Annotated in this window: 25 protein-coding genes; 11 read left to right on the forward strand and 14 right to left on the reverse strand. The window is 67.0% G+C overall.

All coding sequences use genetic code 11. The annotated features are described in order from the left end of the window. Positions 1–217 precede the first annotated feature (217 nt). Positions 218–1564, forward strand: a complete 1347-nt coding sequence (locus BMW51_RS02610) for a PQQ-dependent sugar dehydrogenase (protein ID WP_093003019.1) — start codon at positions 218–220, stop codon at positions 1562–1564. Between the two features lie 8 nt (positions 1565–1572). Then, positions 1573–1818 carry a hypothetical protein gene (locus BMW51_RS02615; protein ID WP_143051782.1) on the forward strand — a complete coding sequence of 82 codons (246 nt, stop codon included), beginning with the start codon at positions 1573–1575 and terminating at the stop codon, positions 1816–1818. Here the strand turns inward: BMW51_RS02615 and BMW51_RS02620 are convergent. The 3 genes from BMW51_RS02620 to BMW51_RS02630 all read right to left on the reverse strand — a co-directional run bounded on the left by BMW51_RS02620 (position 1803) and on the right by BMW51_RS02630 (position 2812). After that, positions 1803–2003, reverse strand: coding sequence for a hypothetical protein (locus BMW51_RS02620; RefSeq protein WP_093003023.1), 201 nt, complete (start codon positions 2001–2003; stop codon positions 1803–1805). The two genes, BMW51_RS02615 and BMW51_RS02620, sit on opposite strands and share 16 nt — an antisense overlap. A gap of 75 nt (positions 2004–2078) precedes the next feature. Further along, entirely contained in the window at positions 2079–2381 is a 303-nt protein-coding gene (locus BMW51_RS02625; RefSeq protein WP_093003025.1) for a polyhydroxyalkanoic acid system family protein, read from the reverse strand. Continuing rightward, positions 2378–2812, reverse strand: coding sequence for a VOC family protein (locus tag BMW51_RS02630; RefSeq protein WP_093003027.1), 435 nt, complete (start codon positions 2810–2812; stop codon positions 2378–2380). The genes BMW51_RS02625 and BMW51_RS02630 overlap by 4 nt, the downstream gene beginning before the upstream one ends. 136 nt (positions 2813–2948) lie before the next feature. On the opposite strand from BMW51_RS02630, the gene lnt reads away from it, so the two are divergent. Beyond that, a complete protein-coding gene (gene lnt, locus BMW51_RS02635) occupies positions 2949–4490 on the forward strand; it encodes an apolipoprotein N-acyltransferase (protein ID WP_093003834.1) in 1542 nt (513 codons plus the stop codon). Between the two features lie 47 nt (positions 4491–4537). Then, complete coding sequence (gene metK, locus BMW51_RS02640; RefSeq protein WP_093003029.1) at positions 4538–5755, forward strand: methionine adenosyltransferase; 1218 nt, start codon at positions 4538–4540, stop codon at positions 5753–5755. Positions 5756–5788: 33 nt separating this feature from the next. Here the strand turns inward: metK and BMW51_RS02645 are convergent, their stop codons facing one another. Genes BMW51_RS02645 through BMW51_RS02655 form a run of 3 tightly spaced genes read right to left on the reverse strand, consistent with a single transcriptional unit; the run spans position 5789 to position 7976 of the window. After that, the gene (locus tag BMW51_RS02645) at positions 5789–6400 is read right to left on the reverse strand and encodes a phosphatase PAP2 family protein (RefSeq protein ID WP_093003031.1); all 612 of its coding nucleotides are present in this window, start codon (positions 6398–6400) and stop codon (positions 5789–5791) included. Further along, positions 6397–7233, reverse strand: coding sequence for a formate/nitrite transporter family protein (locus BMW51_RS02650; protein WP_093003033.1), 837 nt, complete (start codon positions 7231–7233; stop codon positions 6397–6399). The genes BMW51_RS02645 and BMW51_RS02650 overlap by 4 nt, the downstream gene beginning before the upstream one ends. 23 nt (positions 7234–7256) lie before the next feature. Then, a complete protein-coding gene (locus BMW51_RS02655) occupies positions 7257–7976 on the reverse strand; it encodes a hypothetical protein (RefSeq protein ID WP_143051783.1) in 720 nt (239 codons plus the stop codon). A gap of 114 nt (positions 7977–8090) precedes the next feature. Between BMW51_RS02655 and trmB the strand changes: the two genes are divergently transcribed. Beyond that, positions 8091–8771, forward strand: a complete 681-nt coding sequence (gene trmB, locus BMW51_RS02660) for a tRNA (guanine(46)-N(7))-methyltransferase TrmB (RefSeq protein WP_093003037.1) — start codon at positions 8091–8093, stop codon at positions 8769–8771. A gap of 298 nt (positions 8772–9069) precedes the next feature. Here trmB and BMW51_RS02665 read toward each other — a convergent pair whose 3' ends face one another. The 5 genes from BMW51_RS02665 to BMW51_RS02685 form a co-directional block, all read right to left on the reverse strand. Next, a complete protein-coding gene (locus tag BMW51_RS02665) occupies positions 9070–9219 on the reverse strand; it encodes a DUF2256 domain-containing protein (protein ID WP_093003039.1) in 150 nt (49 codons plus the stop codon). Positions 9220–9242: 23 nt separating this feature from the next. Next, positions 9243–11915: a methionine synthase gene (gene metH, locus BMW51_RS02670; RefSeq protein WP_093003041.1), complete on the reverse strand. Its 2673-nt coding sequence runs from the start codon at positions 11913–11915 to the stop codon at positions 9243–9245. A gap of 143 nt (positions 11916–12058) precedes the next feature. Next, positions 12059–13105 (reverse strand): homocysteine S-methyltransferase family protein, encoded by a 1047-nt coding sequence (locus tag BMW51_RS02675; RefSeq protein WP_093003043.1) that lies wholly within the window; start codon positions 13103–13105, stop codon positions 12059–12061. Then, positions 13102–14055: a methylenetetrahydrofolate reductase [NAD(P)H] gene (gene metF / locus BMW51_RS02680; RefSeq protein ID WP_093003045.1), complete on the reverse strand. Its 954-nt coding sequence runs from the start codon at positions 14053–14055 to the stop codon at positions 13102–13104. Before metF ends, BMW51_RS02675 begins: the two co-directional genes overlap by 4 nt. Next, the gene (locus tag BMW51_RS02685; protein WP_093003047.1) at positions 14052–15011 is read right to left on the reverse strand and encodes an ArsR/SmtB family transcription factor; all 960 of its coding nucleotides are present in this window, start codon (positions 15009–15011) and stop codon (positions 14052–14054) included. Before BMW51_RS02685 ends, metF begins: the two co-directional genes overlap by 4 nt. A gap of 118 nt (positions 15012–15129) precedes the next feature. Here BMW51_RS02685 and BMW51_RS02690 point away from each other — a divergent pair, with 118 nt between their 5' ends. The 4 genes from BMW51_RS02690 to BMW51_RS02705 are packed head-to-tail and all read left to right on the forward strand — an operon-like array spanning position 15130 to position 17205. Next, positions 15130–15411, forward strand: a complete 282-nt coding sequence (locus tag BMW51_RS02690; RefSeq protein WP_093003049.1) for a hypothetical protein — start codon at positions 15130–15132, stop codon at positions 15409–15411. After that, positions 15411–15599 carry a hypothetical protein gene (locus BMW51_RS02695; RefSeq protein WP_093003051.1) on the forward strand — a complete coding sequence of 63 codons (189 nt, stop codon included), beginning with the start codon at positions 15411–15413 and terminating at the stop codon, positions 15597–15599. The genes BMW51_RS02690 and BMW51_RS02695 overlap by 1 nt, the downstream gene beginning before the upstream one ends. Beyond that, complete coding sequence (locus BMW51_RS02700) at positions 15596–16546, forward strand: aldo/keto reductase (RefSeq protein ID WP_093003053.1); 951 nt, start codon at positions 15596–15598, stop codon at positions 16544–16546. Before BMW51_RS02695 ends, BMW51_RS02700 begins: the two co-directional genes overlap by 4 nt. Further along, positions 16543–17205: a DUF2490 domain-containing protein gene (locus BMW51_RS02705; protein WP_093003055.1), complete on the forward strand. Its 663-nt coding sequence runs from the start codon at positions 16543–16545 to the stop codon at positions 17203–17205. The genes BMW51_RS02700 and BMW51_RS02705 overlap by 4 nt, the downstream gene beginning before the upstream one ends. Before the next feature lie 3 nt (positions 17206–17208). On the opposite strand, the gene BMW51_RS02710 is transcribed toward BMW51_RS02705, so the two are convergent. Continuing rightward, a complete protein-coding gene (locus BMW51_RS02710; RefSeq protein ID WP_093003057.1) occupies positions 17209–19149 on the reverse strand; it encodes a CocE/NonD family hydrolase in 1941 nt (646 codons plus the stop codon). A 100-nt stretch (positions 19150–19249) separates the two neighbouring features. On the opposite strand from BMW51_RS02710, the gene BMW51_RS02715 reads away from it, so the two are divergent. Continuing rightward, positions 19250–20200 carry a cation diffusion facilitator family transporter gene (locus BMW51_RS02715; RefSeq protein WP_093003836.1) on the forward strand — a complete coding sequence of 317 codons (951 nt, stop codon included), beginning with the start codon at positions 19250–19252 and terminating at the stop codon, positions 20198–20200. Further along, positions 20197–20838: a hypothetical protein gene (locus tag BMW51_RS02720; RefSeq protein WP_177171490.1), complete on the forward strand. Its 642-nt coding sequence runs from the start codon at positions 20197–20199 to the stop codon at positions 20836–20838. The genes BMW51_RS02715 and BMW51_RS02720 overlap by 4 nt, the downstream gene beginning before the upstream one ends. Before the next feature lie 10 nt (positions 20839–20848). Here BMW51_RS02720 and BMW51_RS02725 read toward each other — a convergent pair whose 3' ends face one another. Next, positions 20849–21508, reverse strand: a complete 660-nt coding sequence (locus BMW51_RS02725) for a DUF4893 domain-containing protein (protein WP_093003059.1) — start codon at positions 21506–21508, stop codon at positions 20849–20851. After that, positions 21505–22290 (reverse strand): 3-hydroxybutyrate dehydrogenase, encoded by a 786-nt coding sequence (locus BMW51_RS02730; protein WP_093003838.1) that lies wholly within the window; start codon positions 22288–22290, stop codon positions 21505–21507. Before BMW51_RS02730 ends, BMW51_RS02725 begins: the two co-directional genes overlap by 4 nt. Positions 22291–22302 lie beyond the last annotated feature (12 nt).

A 22302-nucleotide genomic window follows, 5' to 3' on the forward strand; every position in this document is an offset into this window, starting at 1 on the left:
GCAACGGACACAAGCTCGGTTGGGGGCGAGGTGCACAGGCGCCTCTCCCCCTGCCCGTCGGACCGGCGGAACAAGCCCTTCGGGTCGCACCGGGGACGCTGAACCGTCGGGGGCCGCCGGCATGCCCCCCATGTCGGCGGTCCACTCTTTTGCGCCGCGGTGATCGCACGGCGTACAACCGCGTGCATCCGACGAAGATCGCGCTTACATAGCGATCATGCTCAAGCACGTGCTCGCCGTTTTCGGCCTGATCGCCCTCGTCGCCGTTGGCATCCTGGTTTACCTCGCCTGGCCTGACAAGGCGCGGCTCGACGTCAACGCGGTCGCGGGTGGACGCCCCGACATCACCGCCCCGCGCGAGCAGGTGATCCCGACCGTCGGCACCGCCGACCCGATCGGATGGAAGAACGGCGAGCGGCCGACCGTCGCCGCCGGGCTGACGGTACAGCCGTTCGCGACCGGCCTCTCGCATCCCCGCTGGCTCTACCGCCTGCCGAACGGCGACGTGCTAGTGGCCGAGACTAACTCGCCCCCGCGCGAGGGCGGCGGCATTCAGGGCTGGGTGATGAAGCACCTGCTGGGCAAGGTCGGCGCGGGCGTCCCCTCGGCCAATCGCATCACGTTGCTGCGCGACGCGAACGGCGACGGCGTGGCCGAGATGAAGACGGTGTTCATGACCGGGCTCAACTCGCCCTCGGGCATGACGTTGTTCGATCGTCAGCTCTACGTCGCCAACACCGACTCGCTGGTGCGCGTGCCCTATACGAGCGGACAGACGAAGATCACCGCCAAGCCCGAGCTCGTCGTCCGTTATCCCGGCGGCGGCAATCACTGGGCGCGCAACGTCATCCAGTCGGAGGATGGCCGCACGCTCTATCTGTCGGTCGGATCGTCGTCGAACATCGCCGAGAACGGCATCGACAAGGAAAGAAACCGCGCCGTCATCCTGCAGGTCTATCCCAAGGAAAAGACGTTCCGCATCTACGCCGCGGGCCTGCGCAACGCGAACGGTATGGCGCTCAACCCCGACACGCGGGCCTTGTGGACCGTCGTCAACGAGCGCGACATGCTCGGCTCCGATCTCGCGCCCGATTACCTGACCGCGGTCGAGTTCGGCGATCACTTCGGCTGGCCGTGGTATTATTGGGGTGGCTATCCCGACACGCGCGTCGAGCCGAAGAACCAGGAATTGCAGCAATATTCCAAGCGCCCTGACTACGCGCTCGGGCCGCACGTCGCGGCGCTGGGGCTGTCGTTCGCGAACGAGCTGCGATTGGGTGATCGCTTCGCGCGCGGCGCCTTCGTCGGCGAGCACGGATCGTGGAACCGCAAGCCGCTGTCGGGCTACAAGGTCGTGTTCGTGCCCTTCACGCCGCAGGGCTGGCCGGCGAAGGGCGCCAAGCCGATCGACGTCGTCACCGGCTTCGTCAACGCCGACGGTGAGGCGCATGGTCGCCCGGTCGACGTCAAGGCGGACGCGCACGGCGGGCTGCTGATCGCGGACGATGTCGGCAACACGATCTGGCGCGTCAGCGCGCCGCAGCCGATCGCCGCGGCGCGCTAATCGCTTCGGTGAAGCAACGTTCTCCGCTTCATCTGTTGCGCTCGGTACTGGGAGCGCTGATCTTCATCGGCGCGACCGTGACCTTGGCCAAGGTCGCGCAATATGCGGCGGTCGATCAACTAGGCGGAGCGCTTGGCTTCACCTTGGCCTCTTTGATCGGGGCCGCGCCGGTGGTCGTCGCAGCGGCGATCGTCCGCCGGTGGGCGCAGCGCAGCGGGCTGATCGATAAGACTGGCGGTCAGCCGAGCAGATAGTCATCCAGTACGATGGCGAGCTCGTGGCACGACAGGCAGCTGGGATGCTCGCAGCGTGAGATCGTCTGCCTGATGGTCCTGAGCACGTCGCGGTGCAGTGTCACAAGCGTCGGTTCATCCCCGCCACTCGCCACGGGCAAGTCTACCATCGGCGCGTCGAGCACCGGGATCGTCGTCATACGCATACAGGAAGTTCCTCCACTTCGACAGCGAGCGATCACCCCTGCGGTTGCATGTACCTCCAATGCGGAGGTAATTTCTTACTCGAGCAGCTTTGGCCCCTCCTTCTGCAACTTGGCGCGGAGCTGATCGCCGAACATCGCGAGAAAGCCGGGCAGCTCGAACGAGGCGTGCACGTTGCTGTCGCCGACATCGAGCCGTACCGCGACACGCTGTCCCATCCCCTCCGCCACGAAATTGAGCGTATCGCCGCTCCAGTGGTGTTCGGCGACGTGCCCGCCCGGAATGAAGCCGGCGAGCTTGCCGAAGCCACCCTCAATCCGCTGCTTGGCGGCCGCCTTGCCGAGGCGATGCGGCAGGTCGACTTCGATCGGCTGGGTCATGCGGATACCTCCTCGGTCGCGAACAGCATTGCGTCGTCGGCGAACGCCTTGAACTCCAGCGCGTTGCCCGACGGATCGCGGAAGAACATCGTAGCCTGTTCGCCCACCTGCCCCTTGAAGCGGATGTGCGGTGCTATCCCGAACGTAACGCCGGCCGCCTCGACCCGGTCGGCGAGCGTGCGCCAGTCGGACATGGTCAGCACGACGCCGAAGTGCGGCACGGGGACGTGGTGACCGTCGACCGTGTTCTCGACCGCGACCGGCTTCGCGCTCGGATCAAGGTGCGCGACGATCTGATGCCCCATCAGATCGAAGTCGATCCACTCGGCGCTCGACCGCCCCTCGGCACAGCCGAGCACACCGGCGTAGAAGGCGCGCGCGGCGGCGAGGTCGTGAACCGGGAACGCGAGGTGAAACGGTCTTAGTGTCATGCCAGCATGATACAGCGCTGGGCGCAGCGCGTCACCCGCTTGTTGCCGCAAGCACGACGCGCTTGTGCGCGCACGATCGCTCGCCCAAACAGCCGTCGATGCACCGCCGTCCGCGCGGTGGCCCAAGGAAGCCTGCTTGTCCCACTTACTGACGCGCTACCCTGCCCCCGTCGCGCTGCTCCTCGGCGCCGCGGCCGCGTGCGGGTTCGCGCCGCTGCAACTCTGGCCGCTGACGCTCGCCTGCTTCGCCGCGTGGATGTGGCTGGTGCACGACGCGCCGACGTGGAAGGCGGCGTTGTGGCGAGGCTGGGTGTTCGGCGTCGGGCATTTCACGATCAACGACAACTGGTTCCAGCACGCGTTCGACTTTCAGGACAAGATGCCGCCGGTGCTCGGCTATGTCGCGCCGCTCGCGCTGGCGCTCTATCTCGCGATGTTCCCGATGGTCGCGGCCGGGATCGCGTGGCGGTTTCGCAGATCGCGCGTAGACCTGGCGTGGGTCCTGCTGTTCGCCGCGACGTGGATCGCGACCGAGTGGGTGCGCAGCTGGCTGTTCACCGGCTACGCCTGGGACCCGCTCGGCGTCATCTGGGTACCGGTACAGCCAGTCGCGGCGCTGACGCGCGTGACCGGTACTTACGGCTTATCGGGGCTGACGGTCGCGCTCGCGGGAACGCTGCTGGTGTTGCCGCAGCGCATGAAGGTCGTAGCGGGCGGCGGCATGGTTGTAGCATTGCTGGTCGCACAGGCGCTCAGCTACCGCGACGTGGCCCTTCCACTCGCTCCGACCACTCCGCGCCTCGTCGTCGTCCAGCCGAATGTCGCGCAGGACGAGCGCGGCGAGAGCGACGGCGAAATGATGCTGCGCCGCCTGTCCGCGCTGTCCGGCAGGCCCAGTGCCGCGCCCAGACTAGTACTATGGCCAGAGGGCGTGATCCGCGACTTCGTCGAGGATGGCTATCCCTTATGGGTCTATGGCAATCGCAGCCCGTACGTCATTCGCGAGCGAATGGCGGCGCTGCTCGGCCCGCGCGACCTGCTGCTGACCGGGGGGACGGCGCTCAACTTCAAGGCCGACGGCGATATCGCGTCGGGCTACAATTCGGTCTTCGCGATCACGCCCGATGCGCGGATCGCCGCGCGCTACGACAAGGCGCACCTCGTCCCCTACGGCGAGTATCTGCCGATGCCGTGGCTGCTCAAGCCGCTGGGTCTGGCGCGGCTGGTGCCGGGCGATGTCGACTTCCTGCCCGGACCGGGGCCGCGCACGCTCGACACCCCCACCTTCGGCGCGATCGGCGTGCAGATCTGCTACGAGATCATTTTCTCGGGGCAAGTGATCGATCCGGCGCACCGCCCGCGCCTGTTGTTCAATCCGTCGAACGATGCGTGGTTCGGCCGCTGGGGACCGCCGCAGCATCTGGCGCAGGCGCGGATGCGCGCGATCGAGGAAGGGTTGCCGATCGTTCGCGCGACCCCCAACGGCATCTCCGCGGTCATCGCCGCCGACGGTGCGCTGCTGGCGACCGTACCGCACATGGAAGCGGGCGCGATCGAGGCAGCGCTGCCGGCGCCGGCGGCTCCGACGCTGTTCTCGCGTGTCGGCAACTGGATGGCATTTGTCGTCGCCGCGCTGCTGATCGCCGCGGCCCTTGTCCTGCGTCGCCGTGCGCGATAGGGGTGACTTAAAGCTATCTTTATATCGTTATCTGTTGCGGAGCTATCATGCGCCAGTCGTTCCTGTTCACCTCCGAGTCCGTGTCCGAGGGCCATCCCGATAAGGTCGCCGACCAGATTTCCGACGCGATCGTCGACCTGTTCCTGTCCAAGGACCCGCAGGCGCGCGTGGCGTGCGAGACGCTGACGACCACCAACAAGGTCGTGCTGGCGGGCGAAATCCGCGGCAAGGGCGTGTACGAGAACGATGCCTGGGCGCCGGGCATCGAGGAAGAGATCGAGCGCACCGTGCGCGAAACCGTGAAGCGGATCGGGTACGAGCAGGACGGCTTCCACTGGCAGACGTTCGACTTCTCGAACAACCTGCACGGCCAGTCGGTTCACATCGCGCAGGGCGTTGACGAGAGCGGCAACAAGGACGAGGGCGCGGGCGATCAGGGCATCATGTTCGGCTACGCTACCGACGAGACGCCCGGGCTGATGCCCGCCACGCTCTACTACAGCCACAAGATCCTCGAGCGGATGGCGGCCGACCGCCACTCGGGCGCGGCGCCGTTCCTGGAGCCCGACGCGAAGAGCCAGGTGACGCTGCACTACGAGAACGGCGTACCGGTCAAGGCGACCGCGCTCGTCGTCTCGACGCAGCACAAGCCCGGTTACTGCGAGATCGGCGACAAGGCCGACGCCGCGAAGTACGGCGAGTTGCGCGACTACGTGAAGGGCGTGTTCACCGACGTGCTGCCCGACGGCTTCGTATCGGACGAGACCAAGCTCTACATCAATCCGACCGGCACGTTCGAGATCGGCGGCCCCGACGGCGACGCCGGGCTGACCGGTCGCAAGATCATCGTCGACACCTACGGCGGCGCGGCGCCGCACGGCGGCGGCGCGTTCAGCGGCAAGGACCCGACCAAGGTCGACCGCTCAGCCGCTTATGTCGCACGCTATCTGGCGAAGAACGTCGTTGCAGCCGGCCTCGCCAAGCGCTGCACGATCCAGCTCTCCTACGCGATCGGCATCGCCGAGCCGCTGAGCGTCTACGTCGACCTGCACGGCACCGGCAAGGTCGACGAGGCGGTGCTGGAGGAAGCGCTGCCCAAGCTCGTCCGCCTGACGCCGAAAGGCATTCGCGAGCATCTGAAGCTCAACGCGCCGATCTACTCCAAGACTGCGGCCTATGGTCACTTCGGCCGCGAGCCCGAGGGAGACACCTTCACGTGGGAGAAGACCGATCTGGTCGATCAGCTCAAGGCCGCCGTCGCCTGATCTGATCTGATTTCGACGACAACCGGCCCTCCGCTACACCGATGTGGCGGAGGGCTTTCTCGTTGTTCGCGTGAGAATAATCGGTTCGAGCCGCGCGAGCACGTAGCCGGCGATTCGCTCCGACGCCCAACCCACGGCCGCGCCGCTCAGCATATCGGTCAGGTAATGTGCGCCGCGAGGTACCTGCGTGGCGCTCGCAACCACCGCGACCGCGCGTGCGGGAGCAGCAACACGCGGAAACTCGTGCGCGACCGCTTGGGCGACCGCGACCGCACCGGCGGTATGTCCTGATGGAAAGGCGTTCGCTGCCTTGTTGTCGGTGCCGCTGCCGGGCTTGATCTCGGGCTCATGATCGACCGCGTTTGGGCGCAGCCGATCGACACTTCCTTTCAGCACCGTCTTGGCGGCGTTGGCGACCAGGTGCGCGGCGAACATGCGCACGCCGAGGCGGGTCGTACCGGGACGACGCAGCACCAAGCCCGCAGTCAGCGTTGCGCCGCTCAGCACCATCAATGGCGTTTCGTCCGCGAGCTTGCACAGCGGCGTCAGCGCGCGGACGAGCTTTCCGTCCTGCCACGCGAGCACAGGCTCGATCAGTCGGTGCTCCGCGACCGCCACCTGCCTGACTATCTCCTTCGTGCTCATTGATCCGAGCCGCCGTCGGGCATTTCAGGCCGCACCTGTCCGTGCGCCAGCACCGCGAACAATCCTGCGCCACCAACGAGATTGCCGATCACGGCCGGCGCGATCTGCACGAACAGGGCACGTCCGATGTCGATCTTGCCTGCCCAGACCAACGTGAACGCCTCCGCCGATCCGACAACCGAGTGGCTGAGCCCGGTGACGCCCACGGCGTAGGTCACGGCGAAGATGACGAGAAACGATTGCTCACGCGCGTTCGGCAGCATCCACGCGATCGACGCGATCATGAACCCCGCCGGGATCGCAGTCCAGAAGGTCGCGATCGCGTCGTGGTGCAGGATCGCCTCCGACACGCTCACCATGCCGTCGCGCAGCGAAGCGTCGAGCATCGGCAGATGCGTGAGCGCGAGCGTGGTCAGCGCAGTGCCCGCCAGGTTGGCGAGGATGACCAGTGCCCAAAGGCGCAAGGTGCGCTTCAAGGTCCACATCGACGGTCGCGTGACGAGGGGCAGCATCGCGGTGATCGTCGACTCGGTGAAGAACTGCATCCGCCCGAGGATTACAATGACGAAGCCGAGCGGGTAGCCGAGCGAGACGACCAGCGTCCGCCACGGTGTCTCGCCGATGCCGGTGTGGAGCGCGGCTTCGGCCAGCAACGACGCGTTGATCGCGAAGCCCGCGGCCAATCCCGACCACAGCAGCGAAGCGGCGGGGCGATTGACTTCCTCCTCGCCTTCTTCGCGCACGGCACGGTGGACCTCCTTGGCGTCGGCCGCCTTGAGTTCCTCGATCTCTTCCTCGTCGCGGCTGGACGTGGACCCGCTTGGCTGTGACATTGCTCCTGAACCAGCGACGGGGTTCAGGGTTGCAGCGCCGCCGTATAGGCACCGAACGGCTCGACCAGCAGCACCCGCCCATTGCGCAGCACCTGCACGCCGCCGCCGCCACGCGCCGGGTCGATCGAAACGAAGACGCGGAAGGTGTAGCCTGCGTTCTCGAACTGGTAGACGCGCCGGGTGCCGCGACGGTCGATCAGCCGGCCGCCGTCAATCGTCAGCGACGCGCGTGTGTCCCTGCCACCCCACGGCTGCTCGATCTCGGGCAGCCGGGTGTCGTCGTTGTAGCTGCGGTATCGGTAACCCTTGGTCGGCGTCGCGGTGACCTGCACCGAACGGCGCGCGGTGACGCCGAGCACGCGCGTCTGCGGCGCGAAGCGGCAGTTGGTGGTCTGCTGCCCCCACTTGATCGACGTGACCGCGGGCGTCGTCGCACCCGGCTCGACGATCCCGGGATTGAGCGCGTGGACCCAGCCGAGCTGCTGCCCACCGGCCCCGGTCAGCGGATAATAGATCTGGTTCATGCCCGGCTCGCCACGCCCGAGCGTTGCGTCATTGCGCGTTGCGGTCAGGCCCGGCTTGTCGAGGCTCCACAATTGAACGCGCCGGTCACGACTTGTTGTGGACAGCACCAGCACGCGGTCGCTGTTGGTCGCATCGCACACGAACGCCGCCTGCGCCCATCCGGCACCTGTCCGCGTGAACATGGAGATCGAGGGCGCAGGTGCGAGTTGCGCTGCCACGCACGCTGCGATCGCTATCCCGCCGGCCGCTGCCGCGGAAAACATCGCTACCCTCGCCCGTCGCATGCTTCTCTTCCGTTTCGTTTTGACGCGGCAGCGGTTACGCGCGCGCAGATGAACGACCCCACAACGATCCGCCGGCTCTACGGGCGCCGGCAAGGCCACGTGCTGCGCGCCGGACAGGCCGCGTTGATCGACGACATGCTGCCGCGCGTCGCGGTTCCGGCTGACGGTCCGCTCACCGCCGAGCGGTTGTTCGGAGACGCCCGGCCCATGCAGGTAGAAATCGGCTTCGGCGCCGGCGAGCATTTGGCCGAACAGGCGAAGGCGGCGCCGGACACCGGCTTAATCGGATGCGAGCCGTTCCTGAACGGCGTCGTCGGCGCGCTGGGACATATCCGTGATGGCGGTCTGGACAACGTCCGCGTCCACATGGGTGATGCGCTGGAGGTGATCGAGCGCCTGCCCGATGCCAGCCTCGATCGCGTCTACCTGCTTCATCCCGATCCCTGGCCCAAGGCGCGCCATGCCAAGCGTCGGATGATGAATCACGGCCCGATGGACCTGATCGCGGCGAAGCTGAAGCCCGGCGCGGAGTTCCGGCTCGGTACCGACGACGAAATCTATTGCCGCTGGGCGATGATGATCATGAACCAGCGCCGCGACTTCGTCTGGCAGGCGCAGACCTCGCGCGACTTCCTCGATCGCCCGGCCGACTGGCCCGAGACGCGCTACGAGCGCAAGGCACGTCGCTACGGACACGAAGTCTGGTATTTCCGCTACCTGCGGGTGTGATCCCCACCGCTCTATAGGACCAGAGCCTTCCGGGTGAGCGGCCAGCGTGCCGCTCACCCCCTTTGCAACGCCGGTCCGACCGGCGACATCCTCCTGCGCGCATTATTATGGCTTGCGGCTAAGTTGATCGCCTAGACCAGCGCGAAACCAAAAAAAAGGCCGGGAAGGCCCGGCCTGTGAAAGTTTTTAGGAGAGGATGCCTGAAAGGCCCGATCCTTGTGCATCGCAGCAGCGACGCTTGCAAGTGCAATGTCATCGTTGTCAGCATGCAAAAAGCGCAACTGCCATTCCTCTGTTGCTAACGCCTCGCAGAAGCGGCATCGCGTCGGCACCGGTCGGAGCAGTAGATCACCTGATCCCAGTCACGTTCCCATCTCTTGCGCCAGGCGAACGGACGCTCGCAGACCGGGCAGGTTTTGGTCGGCAGGTTCAGCTTCTTGTGCGCCATCTCGGGCGTTCAACGCGCGAGGGTCAGTCGAGGTTCGGACGCAGCAACCGCGTAGCGCGCTCGCGATCCACGCCGAGCCGCTGGGCATAGTCCTCCAGCTGGTCCTCGCCGATACGCGCGACGCCGAAATACTCCGCCTGTGCGTGCCCGAAATAGAAGCCGCTGACCGCCGCGGTCGGCAGCATCGCGAAACTCTCGGTCAGCTCCAGCCCGACGTTCGCCTCTGCGTCGAGCAGATCGAACAGCGTCCGCTTGAGCGAATGTTCGGGGCAGGCCGGGTAACCCGGCGCCGGACGAATGCCACAATATTGCTCGCGCACCAGTGCCTCGTTGGTCAGCTGCTCGTCAGGCGCGTAACCCCACAGATCGGTGCGGACGTGCTGATGCAGCCGCTCGGCGAATGCTTCGGCAAGCCGGTCCGCCAGCGCTTTCAGCAGAATGTCGTTATAGTCGTCGTGCGCGGCCTTGTACGCCGCCAGATGCGGCTCGATTCCGTGGATGCCGACTGCGAAGCCGCCGATCCAGTCACCCGCGGGATCGATGAAGTCGGCGAGGCACATGTTGGCGCGCCCCTCACGCTTGGCGATCTGCTGGCGCAGGAACGGCAGGCGCGTCGAGTGCTCGTCGCGGCGGTCGAGATTGGGAACGCTGAACCCCGCCGGGATCGCGCCGCCGTCGGGGCTGCGGTGCGCCTCGGCGTGTCGATCGTGCACCCAGATATCGTCGTCGTGGCGGTGGCACGGCCACAGTCCGGCGACGCCGCGCGCGGTCAGCCATTTCTCCGCCACAATGCGGTCGAGCATCGCGCGCGCGTCGGCGTACAGCCCGGTCGCGCTCTCCCCGACCACCTCGTCCGACAGGATCGCAGGGTAGGTACCGGCGAGTTCCCACGCGCGAAAAAATGGCGTCCAGTCGATATAGTCGGCGAGGTCGGCTAAATCCCAATCGTCGAACACGTGCACGCCGGGCTGCCGCACCGCGGGTGCCTTCAACGCCATGTCGGCCTTGAACCCGCGTCGCCGCGCCTCCGCGATCGGCAGCAGCGCGTTCTGCCCCTTGCCCTCGCGTGCATCGCGGACCGCCTGATAATCGGCGGCGACCTGCGTGACATAAGGATCACGCTGCGTGTCGGAGACGAGCGTCGTCGCGACTCCAACTGCGCGGCTCGCGTCGAGCACGTGGACCACCGGTCCCTTGTACGCCGGCGCAATCCGAAGCGCGGTGTGGACCTTGCTCGTCGTCGCACCACCGATCAGCAGCGGCATCGTCATCTCGGCGCGCTGCATCTCCTCGGCAACGGTCACCATCTCGTCGAGGCTTGGCGTGATGAGGCCTGACAGGCCGATCATGTCGGCGTCATTCTCGTTCGCGGCCTCCAGGATTTTCGACCACGGCACCATGACGCCCAGGTCGACCACCTCAAAGCCGTTACATTGCAGCACGACGCCGACGATGTTCTTGCCGATGTCGTGCACATCGCCCTTGACGGTCGCCATGACGACACGGCCCTTGCCCTTCGCGCCCGGCTCCTTCGCCGCCTCGATGAAGGGCAGCAGGTGCGCGACCGCCTTCTTCATCACGCGCGCGGATTTCACCACCTGCGGCAGGAACATCTTGCCCGACCCGAACAGGTCGCCGACGACGTTCATGCCGTCCATCAGCGGGCCCTCGATCACCTCGATCGGCCGCGCGAACGCTTGCCGGCATTCCTCGGTATCGTCGACGACGTGCGCGTCGATACCCTTCACCAGCGCGTACTCCAGCCGCTTGGTGACGGGCAGCCCGCGCCACTCCGCCGCCTGCTTCTCCGCGACCGCATCGGTGCCGCGGTAGCGTTCGGCGAGCGCGACGAGGCGGTCACCGGCTTCAGGATCGCGGTTGAGCACCACGTCCTCGCACGCGGTGCGCAGTTCGGGATCGATCGTGTCGTACACGTCGAGCTGGCCCGCGTTGACGATTGCCATGTCCATGCCCGCGGGGATCGCGTGGTACAGGAACACCGAGTGCATGGCGCGACGGACCGGCTCGTTGCCGCGGAACGAGAAGCTCAGATTTGAGAGCCCGCCCGAAATATGGACGTGCGGGCAGCGAGCCTTGATCTCACGCGTCGCCTCGATGAAGTCGACGCCGTAATTGTTGTGCTCCTCGATTCCCGTCGCGACCGCGAATACGTTGGGGTCGAAGATGATGTCCTCGGGCGGAAAGCCGATGCCGGTCAGCAGCTTGTACGCGCGCTCGCAGATCTCGACCTTGCGGTCCTTGGTATCGGCCTGCCCCGTCTCGTCGAACGCCATCACGACCGCGGCGGCACCGTAGTTCATGCATAGTCGCGCATGGTGGAGGAACGCTTCCTCGCCTTCCTTCATGCTGATCGAGTTGACGATCGGCTTGCCCGACACGCATTTCAGCCCAGCCTCGATCACCTCCCACTTGGACGAATCGATCATGATCGGCACGCGCGCGATGTCGGGCTCGGCGGCGATCAGCTTCAGGAACGTGGTCATCGCCTCGACCGCGTCGAGCAAGCCCTCGTCCATGTTGACGTCGACGACCTGCGCGCCGTTCTCAACCTGACTGCGCGCGACCTCGACCGCGCGGGTGTAGTCGCCGGCCATGATCATCTTCTTGAACGCCGCCGACCCGGTGACGTTGGTGCGCTCGCCGACGTTGACGAAATTGGCGGAGGTGTTGGTCATTGTGCCTTCTCTATCCTCCCCGGCACGGGGAGGGGGACCGTGCGAAGCATGGTGGAGGGGGGTCGCCGTAAGGAGAGCGTCCGCGTCGCTCCCCCTCCACCAGCCTGCGGCTGGTCCCCCTCCCCGTTTACGGGGAGGAAAAATCACGCCGCCATGAAGAACGGCTCCAGCCCGGCCAGCCGCGTACGCACCGGCGGCGCCGGCACCTGCCGCGGGGAGAGGCCGCGCACGCCGTCGGCGATCGCCGCGATGTGCGCCGGCGTCGAGCCGCAGCAGCCGCCCAGCACATTGACCTGGCCAGCCTCAGCCCACTGCCCGACCAGCCCCGCCGTTGTCGCGGGCGCCTCGTCATAGGCGCCGAGCTCGTTGGGCAGCCCGGCATTGGGATAGACCATGATCAGCGTGTCGCAGATCTCGCTGAGCGTCTTCACGTGCGGGCGAAGCTGCTCTGCGCCGAACGAGCAGTTGAGCCCGATCGTCAGCGGCCGCGCGTGGCGCACCGCGTGCCAGAATGCCTCGACTGTATGCCCCGACAGATTGCGCCCCGACAGGTCGGTCAGCGTCATCGACAGCATGATCGGCAGGTCGCGCCCGAGCGCTTCGCCTGCCTCGATCGCCGCCATCACGCCTGCCTTGGCATTCAGCGTATCGAACACCGTCTCGATCAGCACTAAGTCCGCACCACCCTCGACCAGCGCGTCGATCTGCTCGCGGTAGACTTGCTTCAGGTAATCGAAGTCGATCTCGCGATAGCCGGGATCGTTGACATCGGGCGACAGCGACAGCGTCTTGTTGGTCGGCCCGACCGCGCCCGCGACGAAGCGAGGACGACCATCGCGCGCCTGAAACTCGTCCGCGATTCTGCGCGCGAGCCGCGCGCTCTCGACGTTGATCTCGCGCACCAAACCCTCGGCTCCGTAGTCGGCCTGACTGATACGATTGGCGCTGAACGTATTCGTCTCCGCAATGTCCGCGCCGGCCTCGAAATAGGCGCGGTGGATCGCGGCGGGCACCTCGGGCTTGGTCAGCGCAAGGATGTCGTTGTTGCCCTTCTGATCGTGGCCGAGCGAAAGCGCGCCGGCATAGTCGGCTTCCGACAGCTTCCAGTTCTGGATCTCGGTCCCGAACGCGCCGTCGGTGATCAGGATGCGCTTGGCGGCTTCCGCATTGAAGATGTCGCGAACGCTCATGCCGCCACCTTCGCCTGCGCCGCGCCACCGGCACGCACGCCCAGCAGGTGGCATATCGCGAAGCTGAGCTCGGCCTTGTTCATCGTGTAGAAGTGGAATTGCTTGACCCCGCCCGCGTACAGCTTGCGGCACAGTTCGGCCGCGACCGTCGCCGCGACGAGCTGGCGCGCGGCCGGGCGATCGTCCAGTCCCTCGAACAACCGCGTCAGCCACGCCGGCACGTCGGTCTGGCACATCGCCGCCATCCGCATCACCCCCGCGACGCTCGCGATCGGCATGATGCCGGGCACGATCTCGGCCGTGATCCCCGCCGCGGCGGCTGCATCGCGGTAGCGGAAGAACGTGTCGGGCTCGAAGAAGAACTGCGTGATTGCGCGGTTCGCACCGGCGTCGATCTTGCGCTTGAGATTGTCGAGATCGGCCGCGGCATCGATCGAGTCCGGGTGGCACTCAGGGTATGCCGCGACCGAAATCTCGAACGGGTGGAGCCGGCGCAAGCCAGCGACCAGCGCCGCCGCATTCTCATACCCGCCCGGATGCGGCGCGTAGCCGTCTGCGCCCGCGGGCGCGTCGCCCCGCAGCGCGACGATGTGGCGCACGCCCGCCGCCCAATATTCCTGCGCGATCGCGTCCAGTTCCTCGCGCGTCGCCTCGACGCAGGTCAGGTGCGCCGCCGCCGGCACGTCGGTTTCGCGCGCTATGCGGGCGACCGTCGCGTGGGTGCGGTCGCGCGTCGACCCGCCCGCGCCGTAGGTCACCGAGAGGAATCGCGGCGACAGCGGCTGGAGCGTTGCGATCGACTGCCATAAATTCTCCTCCGCCTTGTCGGTCTTGGGCGGAGAGAACTCGAAGCTCACGTCGACGTCGCCGCCGACATCGGCGTAGAGCGGTCCGTCGTGCGCCAGCACCGCTTCGTTCACCTGCCTGAATTCTTTTGCCTGCGTGCTCATGCCGCCTTCACCTCGCCCGCACGCCCGGCCGCCTTGCGACCGAGCCACAATTTCACCGTCAACTCGCCGCCCTCAAGCGTCTCGATCCGCGCCGGCATCAGCCCGGCGGCGGCGAACCAGCCCTCGATCTGCGCGTCGGAGAAGCCCAATCGCGTGTGCGCGTCCTGCGTGCGCAGCTCCTCGCGGTCGTGCGGCGCGAAATCGGCGATCAGCAGCCGCCCGCCGCCCGACAGCACGCGCGCCGCCTCCGCAATCGCCGCGCCCGGCTGCTGCGCGAAATGGAGCACGTGGTGCAGGATCGCGACATCCGCGCCGCCGTCACCCAGCGGCAAGGCGTAGAGATCGGCCTGTCGCAACTCGGCATTGCCCAGCCCCTGCTCACCCAGTTTCGCGCGCGCGAGCCGCAGCATCTCCGAGCTGCGGTCGATCCCGAGCGCAGTCGTCGCCGAGCGGGCGAACAGCTCGATCATGCGGCCGGTGCCAGTGCCGATGTCGATCAGGCGTCCAATCGGCTCGCCCGACAAGACGCGGATCATCGCCGCCTCGACCTGCTCCTCCGCGATATGGAGCGAGCGGATCGCGTCCCACTCGCGCGCGTGGCTCTCGAACCAGCCCGCCGCCGCCGCCGCGCGATCGGCACGCACCGCCGCCAGCCGCGCCGCGTCGGCGCTCGCCTGCCGGTCGGGCGCCCCCGCCTCCCACGCGTCGAGCGCGGCGAGCACGGGCGCGACACGTGCCTGCTCGCCCAAAGCAACGAACACCCAGCTGCCTTCCTTGCGCCGCTCGGCAAGGCCTGCGTCGGTCAGGATCTTGACGTGGCGGCTGACGCGGGGCTGACTCTGCCCCAGCACCTGCGCGAGTTCTCCGACTGACAGCTCCATCGCGCGCAGCAGACAGACGATCCGCAGTCGCGAACTGTCGGCAAGGGCACGAAAGATGTCGAGCGCGGCGTCCATGACCTCAAGATATAAAGATATCTTTATATGCGGTCAACGTAGCGCGGAGTTGCGCGGGCGCGGGAGCCAAGCGCACCGACGCGACGTTGAGCCACCCGAACAACGAAGGGGAAATATCATGAAGTTCGTCATCGCGGTCGCTGCCGCCGCCCTCTCGCTTTCCGCCTGCAGTCAGAAGGCGCAGAACGAGAGCGCGGAAGCCGCCAACGCCGTTGCCGCCGACACCAGCGCGACGACCGCCAACGCGGTGAACGACGTTCAGGCGGCGAGCGATGCCGCGCTCGATCGCGCCGCGAACTCGATGGATCGTGCCGGCAATGCCGCCGCGAACACCGCCGACGCCGCGACCGATGCGACGGGCGAGGCGCTGACCGACACCGGCAACGCGATGCGGCGCTGATGCGGCAATCGTTGGTGGCGGCGGGGCTGCTGGGTCTGGCCGCCTGCTCCTCGCCCGATCAGTCGGGGCAGCTGACGCCCGATCAGGACGCGCGCCTGAACAGTGCGGCGGAAATGCTCGACGCGAACAGCGTGGCGTTCGACGACGCGTCCGACAACGTGACCGACACCGTGGAGAATCAGCAATGACCGAACTTCGCCGGCTCGGCGCATCCGACCTGAAGATCGCGCCGCTGGTGCTCGGCGGCAACGTGTTCGGCTGGACCGCCGATCGCGACGCCAGTTTCGCGGTACTCGACGCCTTCGTCGACGGCGGCGGCACGATGATCGACACCGCCGACGTCTATTCCGCCTGGGTGCCGGGCCACCGCGGTGGCGAGTCGGAGACGATGATCGGCGACTGGCTGCGTACCAGCGGCAAACGCGATCAGGTTCAGATCGCCACCAAGGTGGGCATGCTGCCGGGCGACGGCGGCGAAAAGCTCGCACCCGCGCGGATCGCGGCGGCGTGTGAGGCCTCGCTCAAGCGGCTCGGCACCGACTATATCGATCTCTACTTCGCGCATCAGGACGACGAGGACACCCCGCAGGACGCGGTCGCGGAGGCGTTCGCCCGTCTGGTCGAGGCGGGCAAGGTCCGCGTACTCGGCGCCTCGAACTTCCGCGCCGCGCGGCTGAAGTCGGCGATCGAGGGCGCGCGCGCCGCCGGGCTGCCGCACTATCAGGTGCTCCAGCCCGAATATAACCTCGTCAGCCGCACCAAGTTCGAGGGCGAGTTGCAGGATTACTGCGTCGAGTTCAACGTCGGCGTCGTGCCCTATTACGGGCTCGCGTCGGGGTTCCTCACCGGCAAATATCGCTCCGCCGACGACCTGAACAAGAGCGTTCGCGGCGGGCGCATGACCGAGCTGCTGGAGGGCAAGGGTCAGGCAATGCTCGCGGCGATGGACGGCGTGGCGGAGGAGACGGGCGCGACACACGCGCAGATCGCGCTCGCTTGGCTGATGGCGCAGCCCGGCGTCACCGCCCCGATCGCGAGCGCCACCCGCGCTGAGCAGGTGCGCGACCTGCTGCCCGCGATGGAGTTGCGGCTCAGCGACCATCAGCTCGCGCGGCTGACCGACGCCGGCGTTTGACCCCGCGGGCCGCGCCCGGCGGCGCCGCGCTGCTCGCCGCCTTCATCGCGTCGCCTGCCGCCGCGCGCGGGGTGCAGGCGTGGTCGCAGCTGCAACTCACCGGCGGACTCGGCGACGGCTGGTCGCTGGCGAGCGACGTGTCCGCGCGTACCGCGACGGATAACCGTGCACGCCAGCTGCTCGTCCGCCTTCGGGCCGGTCGCGACCTGTCGGACGAGGTGACGGTCTGGCTCGGCTACGTTCGCGCGGAGACATTCAACGACGATCGTGGTAACGGGCTCGAACAGCGCGCTACCGGGCAGCTCGACTGGCGGGCGGGTACAATCGGGCCGTTCGAGCTCAGGCTGCGCACGCGTGCCGAAGCGCGCTTCTTCCGCAACAGCGGAAACGTCGCAGGACGACTGCGCCAGCAGGTCCGCCTGACGCTGCCGGTCGGCCAGCGGATCGACCTGTCCGCCGCGGCCGAGCCGTTCGTCACGATCAACCGAAACAGCGACGCGCCGCGCACGCTCGACCAGCTACGACTGACCGCGACGGTGTCGACCAAACTGACTGATCAGGCGACGCTCGACGTGGCTTACTATAACGAGCACGTGTTCCGGCCCGGGCGGATCTACGTGAACAACATCATTCCCGTGACGCTCGCCTGGCGGTTCTGAACGTCACCGCGCCGGTGTCACCTGTGCCGCCTGCGCATCGTCGACGATTGGTAGCAGCACCGAGCTCGCCTGCGCGCCGCCCCACGTCACGCGCTGCGTCGCCGCCTTGTAGTCGCCGGGCTTAGCGTTGAAGATGTTGGGCACGAACGTCTGCGGATTGCGATCGTACAGCGGAAAAAGGCTCGACTGCACCTGCACCATGATCCGGTGTCCGGGCAGGAACACGTGATCGACGTTGGGCAGCGCGAAGCGATAGTTCTCGACTTTACCCGGTGTCAGCTTCGCCGGTGTCGCGCGCTCGTGGACGTAGCGCCCGCGGTAGATCTCGATGCCGAGCGGCAGCTGGTACCCGGTCATCGCCGGCTTCGATCCCTGGCTTGCGGGTTCGGGCAGCGTATCGGGGTAGACGTCGATCACCTTGACCACCCAGTCGCTGTCGCTGCCGCTGGTGGCGGCGAACAGATTGACTTGCGGCGCGCCCATGATGTGAACCGGTTTGTCGAGCGCACCCGTCTGCCAGCTGACCACGTCGGGACGCCCGCTGACGAAGCGCTGGTCGCGCACCAGCCACGTCTTCCATTGGTCGCCATCGCCGATGTCGATCGGGCGCGGCAGGAACGGCACCGGGCTGGACGGATCGGACACGTAGCTGGTGCTGCCCGCGGCTGCCGGCTTGTCGAATGATGCCGCGCCGTTCGCGCCCAGGTACAGCGGCGTCGGCGTGCCCATCGGCCATTTCGGCGACACCTCCCACCGGTTCGCACCCGTGGCATAGGTCAGCACCGGCGGGATCGTCGCGGGGGCGCCGCGCAGATAATGGTCGAAGAATGGCTTCATGTAGCGCTGGCGGAATTGCAGCGCCGTGTCGCCATTAAAGGTCAGCGCGCCCAGATCGTAGCCGTAATGGTTGACGCCCGAGTGCCGCCACGGCCCGATCACCAGCGACACCATGTTGTTGCCCGTGTCCTTCGGCTCGAGCGCGTCATAGACCGCGGGCGCGCCGTAGCTGTCCTCCTGGTCCCACTGCCCGACGACCAGCATCGTCGGCACCGTCAGCGGGCGCGCCGCCATCCACTTGTCGACCGCCTGCAACGACCAGAAATCGGTGTAGGCGGGGTTCTCCATCACCTTTCGGACGGTCGGGTAGTTCTCGATCCCCCATTTGCGCGCGTAATCGCCGATCGAGCCTGCGTTCAGATAGGTGGTGTAATCGTCCCCCGCCCCGCGCGCGATCTTGGCGCCCGCGTCGCCGTGGCCGGTGCTCATCTCCACCGCGTAATCGAGCGTGCCGACGCGGAACGCGCCGTTGTGGAAATCGTCGTCGCCGATCCAGGTGTCGACCATAGGGCTCTGCGGCATTGCGGCTTTCAGCGCCGGGTGCGGGTTGATCTCCGCCATCAGCGTGGTGAAACCAAGGTAGCTGCTGCCGATCACGCCGACCTTGCCGTTCCCCTCCGGCACGTTCTTCACCAACCAGTCGATCGTGTCGTACGCGTCGGTCGACTCGTCGATGCCGGTCGAGTTAAGCGGACCCGACAGCGGGCGCGTCATCACGAACGTGCCTTCGGAATGGTGCATCCCGCGGATGTCCTGATAGACCCGGACATAGCCGTCGTCGACGAACTCCGCGTCCATCACCGGCAGGATGTCGACCAGCCGCTGGCTGGCGGTGCGCGCGGTCGATCCCGCCGCGTCATAGGGCGTGCGCGACAAGAGGATCGGGCCGTTCCGCGTCCCCTTCTTCATCAGGATAACGGTGTACAGCTTCGTTCCGTCGCGCATCGGCACCATAACGACGCGCTTGATGTAGTCCGCCTCCGGCCTGACCTGATCGTAGGAAGCGACCACGTCGGGGGTCATCGGCGTCACCCGCTCCTGCGCGTGGGCGAGCCCGATCGGGGCGGCAGAGAGCGCGAGCGCGGCGAGTGGGAGGCGAAGCGTCATGGTGCAGGCGTATCGCGTCGCCCGCGCCCCCGCAACGCGGCGATGAACGACTTTGCGACACATTTGTTTACGTGGCCACACTGCACCGGGAACCACGACGCTGTCCGACCTTACCGCGCGCATTCGCGAGAACATCGTCCTGTTCGGCGCGCTCGCCGCCAACCTAGGCATCGCGGTGGCGAAGTTCGTCGCGGCCGGCATCACCGGCTCGTCCTCGATGCTGACCGAGGGCGTCCACTCGGTCGTCGACAGCGGCAACCAGGTGCTGCTGCTCTACGGACAGAAACGCGCCAAGCGCGCGCCGGACGCGGCGCACCCGTTCGGCTACGGGCGCGAGCTGTACTTCTGGGCCTTTGTGGTCGCGATCCTGATCTTCGCGGTCGGCGCGGGCGTGTCGGTATACGAGGGCTACCTCCACATCGTCGAGCCCGAGGAGCTGACCGACCCGACGATCAACTACATCGTGATTGCGGTGTCAGCGGCGATGGAAGGCTCGTCGTGGTGGATCGCGCGGCGCGAGTTCAAGGAGGCGAAGGGCGATCTCGGCTGGTGGGAAGCGATCCACCAGTCGAAGGACCCGCCGGGATTCATCGTCCTGTTCGAAGATTCGGCCGCGCTCGCCGGGTTGCTGATCGCCGCGATCGGCGTCTTCGCCAGCCACGCGCTCGGCGAACCCCGGATCGATGGCTACGCCTCGATCGCGATCGGCGGCGTGCTCGGCATCGTGGCGGTGCTGCTGGCGCGCGAGGCCAAGGGACTGCTGATCGGCGAGCGCGCCGATCCGCGCGTGGTCGCCCGTGTGCGGGAGATCGTCTCGACCTATCCCGCGATCACCGCGGTCAATCACGTCCGCACGATCCACACCGCGCCCGACAGCATCTTCGTTGCGATCAGCGCCGATTTCGACGACACTCTGACGATGGGTGAGGGCGAGACGATGATCGAGCAAATCGAGCAGGCGCTGAAGAAGGCCGAACCGCGGCTGTCGTCGATCTACATTCGTCCCGAGAAGGCGAGCGAGGCAGTAAGCGACGGAGCAGGTGGCCAGTGAGGACGATGCAACGACTGGTCGGCACGTTCTCGGCGCTGCTGCTGCTCGTCACTGCGCTGCCCGCTCGGGCGGCGGTGACAATCACCTTCTGGAACCGCGATTTCGGCATCTATTTCCCGCACGCCTTCTTCACGCTGCGCGGCACGCCCGATCGCGGCGGGCCGGCGGTGGACGGCAGCTACGGCTTCACCGCGCAGTCGGTCAGCCCGGCACTGCTGTTCGGCAACGTCAAAGGCCGCGTCGAGACACCGAAGCTCGCCTACATGCAGGGCAGCCACGCCCGCTTCGCCGTCACGCTGACCGACGCGGGATATGACGCGATCCTTCGCCTGATCGCCGGCTGGAGCGAGAAGACGGGCGACAGCACCTACAACCTCGGCAAGCGCAACTGCGTGCACTTCGTCCGCGAGGCGGCGCGTGCGAGCGGACTCGAGGGGCTCGACCATCCCAAGCTGATGAAGAAGCCGACCAGCTTCCTGTCCGCGGTGGAGAGCGCCAATGCCGGGCACGTCATCGTTATCGACAAGATCGGCAAGGAATATCTCGCCTCCTTGCCCCCGATCGATGGTATCCGGCCGATCGACGCGCCGGTTTCCGACCCCGGCACGATGAAGGGCAAGAAGCCTTCCGCAGAATAAGGGCATTAGCTCAGGCTGGCACCAGCTCGAGCACGTCCAGCGTCGACTCGAAGGCGGGGTAAGGCTGCACCAACCGCCAGCGCTGCGGACCGATCCGCTCGACCCAGCCGGCTACATCGCGGGTCGTGTCGCGGCCGTAGCGCATCGCACTGCGTTCATCGCCTAATGCGATCGTGCCCAGGAACACGGCACGCGATGTGTCCGAGGGATAGATCGTTCCGCTGATGCGCTGAGATCCGGTCAGCTTGGCGAGCGACACGCCGTTCTCATCCGAGGCGATGCGGCAGCGGAAGAACGGATAGGCGACATAGTCGAGCCCGGCGGCTGTTTTGGCACCCAGCTTGACCGTTCGGCAGCGGTAATCGCCCGCAGGCGGCACCGGATCGGACAGCGCCGCGTCATAGGCGTATAGCGCCGGGTCGGCATCGATCTTGGCGCCTGCCCCGCCAGCCCGCGCCTTCTGCAAGGCAGCGATCCACGCAGTCCGCCATTCGCGAAGTCGCTGCCGGTCGGCGACGGTCGCGATGGCACGCCAATCTTGCACGCCGGTTGCGGGTTCTGCCGCTGCCTGCTCACTTACCGAGCGAACCGATGTACCAACGTCCTTGCCGCCGCATCCGCCGAGCGCCACCAGCGCGAGACCGGCGCAGGCGAGGCGCGCAATCGTCACGCCGCGGTCCAGCCACCGTCGGCAGACAGATTGGCGCCGGTGATCGCCTTTGCTTCCTCGCGGCACAGGAACAGCGCGAAGGCGGCGACCTGTTCGGGCGTCACGAACTCCTTGGTCGGCTGAGCGGCGAGCAGCACGTCGTTCATCACCTGCTCGCGCGTCATCCCGCGCGCCTTCATCGTGTCGGGTATCTGGCTCTCGACAAGCGGCGTCCAGACATAACCGGGCGAGATGCAGTTGACGGTGATGCCGTGCGTCGCATTTTCCAGCGCCACCGCCTTGGTCAGCCCGGCGACGCCGTGCTTGGCCGCGACGTACGCCGCCTTGTTGGGGCTCGCGACGAGGCTGTGCGCGCTCGCCGTCGTGATGATCCGGCCCCAGCCGCGCTCGCGCATCAGCGGCACCGCCGCGCGGATCGCGTGGAACGCGCTCGACAGATTGATCGCGAGGATCGCGTCCCATTTCTCGACCGGAAACTCGTGAACCGGCGCGACATGCTGGGTACCGGCATTGTTGACCAGGATGTCGGGTCCACCCAGTTCCGCGTGGCAGCGCGTTACCATCGCCGCGATCTCGTCGGGCCTGGTCATGTCGGCGGCATCGTGGAGCACGCGGACGCCGCTCGACGCCTCCAGCTCGGCGCGGGTCGCCTCGATCGCCTCTGCCTCGCCCAACCCGTTCAGCATGACACTCGCGCCCTCCGCGGCGAGCGCATGCGCGATCGCGAGACCGATGCCCGACGTCGACCCCGTGACGATCGCGCTCTTACCTTGCAGGAACATCGGCTCACTCTC

This window comes from Sphingomonas palmae, assembly GCF_900109565.1.
Lineage (GTDB): Bacteria > Pseudomonadota > Alphaproteobacteria > Sphingomonadales > Sphingomonadaceae > Sphingomonas > Sphingomonas palmae.

What these genes read in the sequence shown, in the direction of transcription:
- BMW51_RS02610 (WP_093003019.1), top strand. Translation starts at nt 218, where the DNA reads ATGCTCAAGCACGTGCTCGCCGTTTTCGGCCTGATCGCCCTCGTCGCC.
- BMW51_RS02620 (WP_093003023.1), bottom strand. Translation starts at nt 2,003, where the DNA reads ATGCGTATGACGACGATCCCGGTGCTCGACGCGCCGATGGTAGACTTG.
- BMW51_RS02625 (WP_093003025.1), bottom strand. Translation starts at nt 2,381, where the DNA reads ATGACCCAGCCGATCGAAGTCGACCTGCCGCATCGCCTCGGCAAGGCG.
- BMW51_RS02630 (WP_093003027.1), bottom strand. Translation starts at nt 2,812, where the DNA reads ATGACACTAAGACCGTTTCACCTCGCGTTCCCGGTTCACGACCTCGCC.
- metK (WP_093003029.1), top strand. Translation starts at nt 4,538, where the DNA reads ATGCGCCAGTCGTTCCTGTTCACCTCCGAGTCCGTGTCCGAGGGCCAT.
- BMW51_RS02645 (WP_093003031.1), bottom strand. Translation starts at nt 6,400, where the DNA reads ATGAGCACGAAGGAGATAGTCAGGCAGGTGGCGGTCGCGGAGCACCGA.
- BMW51_RS02650 (WP_093003033.1), bottom strand. Translation starts at nt 7,233, where the DNA reads ATGTCACAGCCAAGCGGGTCCACGTCCAGCCGCGACGAGGAAGAGATC.
- trmB (WP_093003037.1), top strand. Translation starts at nt 8,091, where the DNA reads ATGAACGACCCCACAACGATCCGCCGGCTCTACGGGCGCCGGCAAGGC.
- BMW51_RS02665 (WP_093003039.1), bottom strand. Translation starts at nt 9,219, where the DNA reads ATGGCGCACAAGAAGCTGAACCTGCCGACCAAAACCTGCCCGGTCTGC.
- metH (WP_093003041.1), bottom strand. Translation starts at nt 11,915, where the DNA reads ATGACCAACACCTCCGCCAATTTCGTCAACGTCGGCGAGCGCACCAAC.
- BMW51_RS02675 (WP_093003043.1), bottom strand. Translation starts at nt 13,105, where the DNA reads ATGAGCGTTCGCGACATCTTCAATGCGGAAGCCGCCAAGCGCATCCTG.
- metF (WP_093003045.1), bottom strand. Translation starts at nt 14,055, where the DNA reads ATGAGCACGCAGGCAAAAGAATTCAGGCAGGTGAACGAAGCGGTGCTG.
- BMW51_RS02685 (WP_093003047.1), bottom strand. Translation starts at nt 15,011, where the DNA reads ATGGACGCCGCGCTCGACATCTTTCGTGCCCTTGCCGACAGTTCGCGA.
- BMW51_RS02690 (WP_093003049.1), top strand. Translation starts at nt 15,130, where the DNA reads ATGAAGTTCGTCATCGCGGTCGCTGCCGCCGCCCTCTCGCTTTCCGCC.
- BMW51_RS02695 (WP_093003051.1), top strand. Translation starts at nt 15,411, where the DNA reads ATGCGGCAATCGTTGGTGGCGGCGGGGCTGCTGGGTCTGGCCGCCTGC.
- BMW51_RS02700 (WP_093003053.1), top strand. Translation starts at nt 15,596, where the DNA reads ATGACCGAACTTCGCCGGCTCGGCGCATCCGACCTGAAGATCGCGCCG.
- BMW51_RS02710 (WP_093003057.1), bottom strand. Translation starts at nt 19,149, where the DNA reads ATGACGCTTCGCCTCCCACTCGCCGCGCTCGCGCTCTCTGCCGCCCCG.
- BMW51_RS02730 (WP_093003838.1), bottom strand. Translation starts at nt 22,290, where the DNA reads ATGTTCCTGCAAGGTAAGAGCGCGATCGTCACGGGGTCGACGTCGGGC.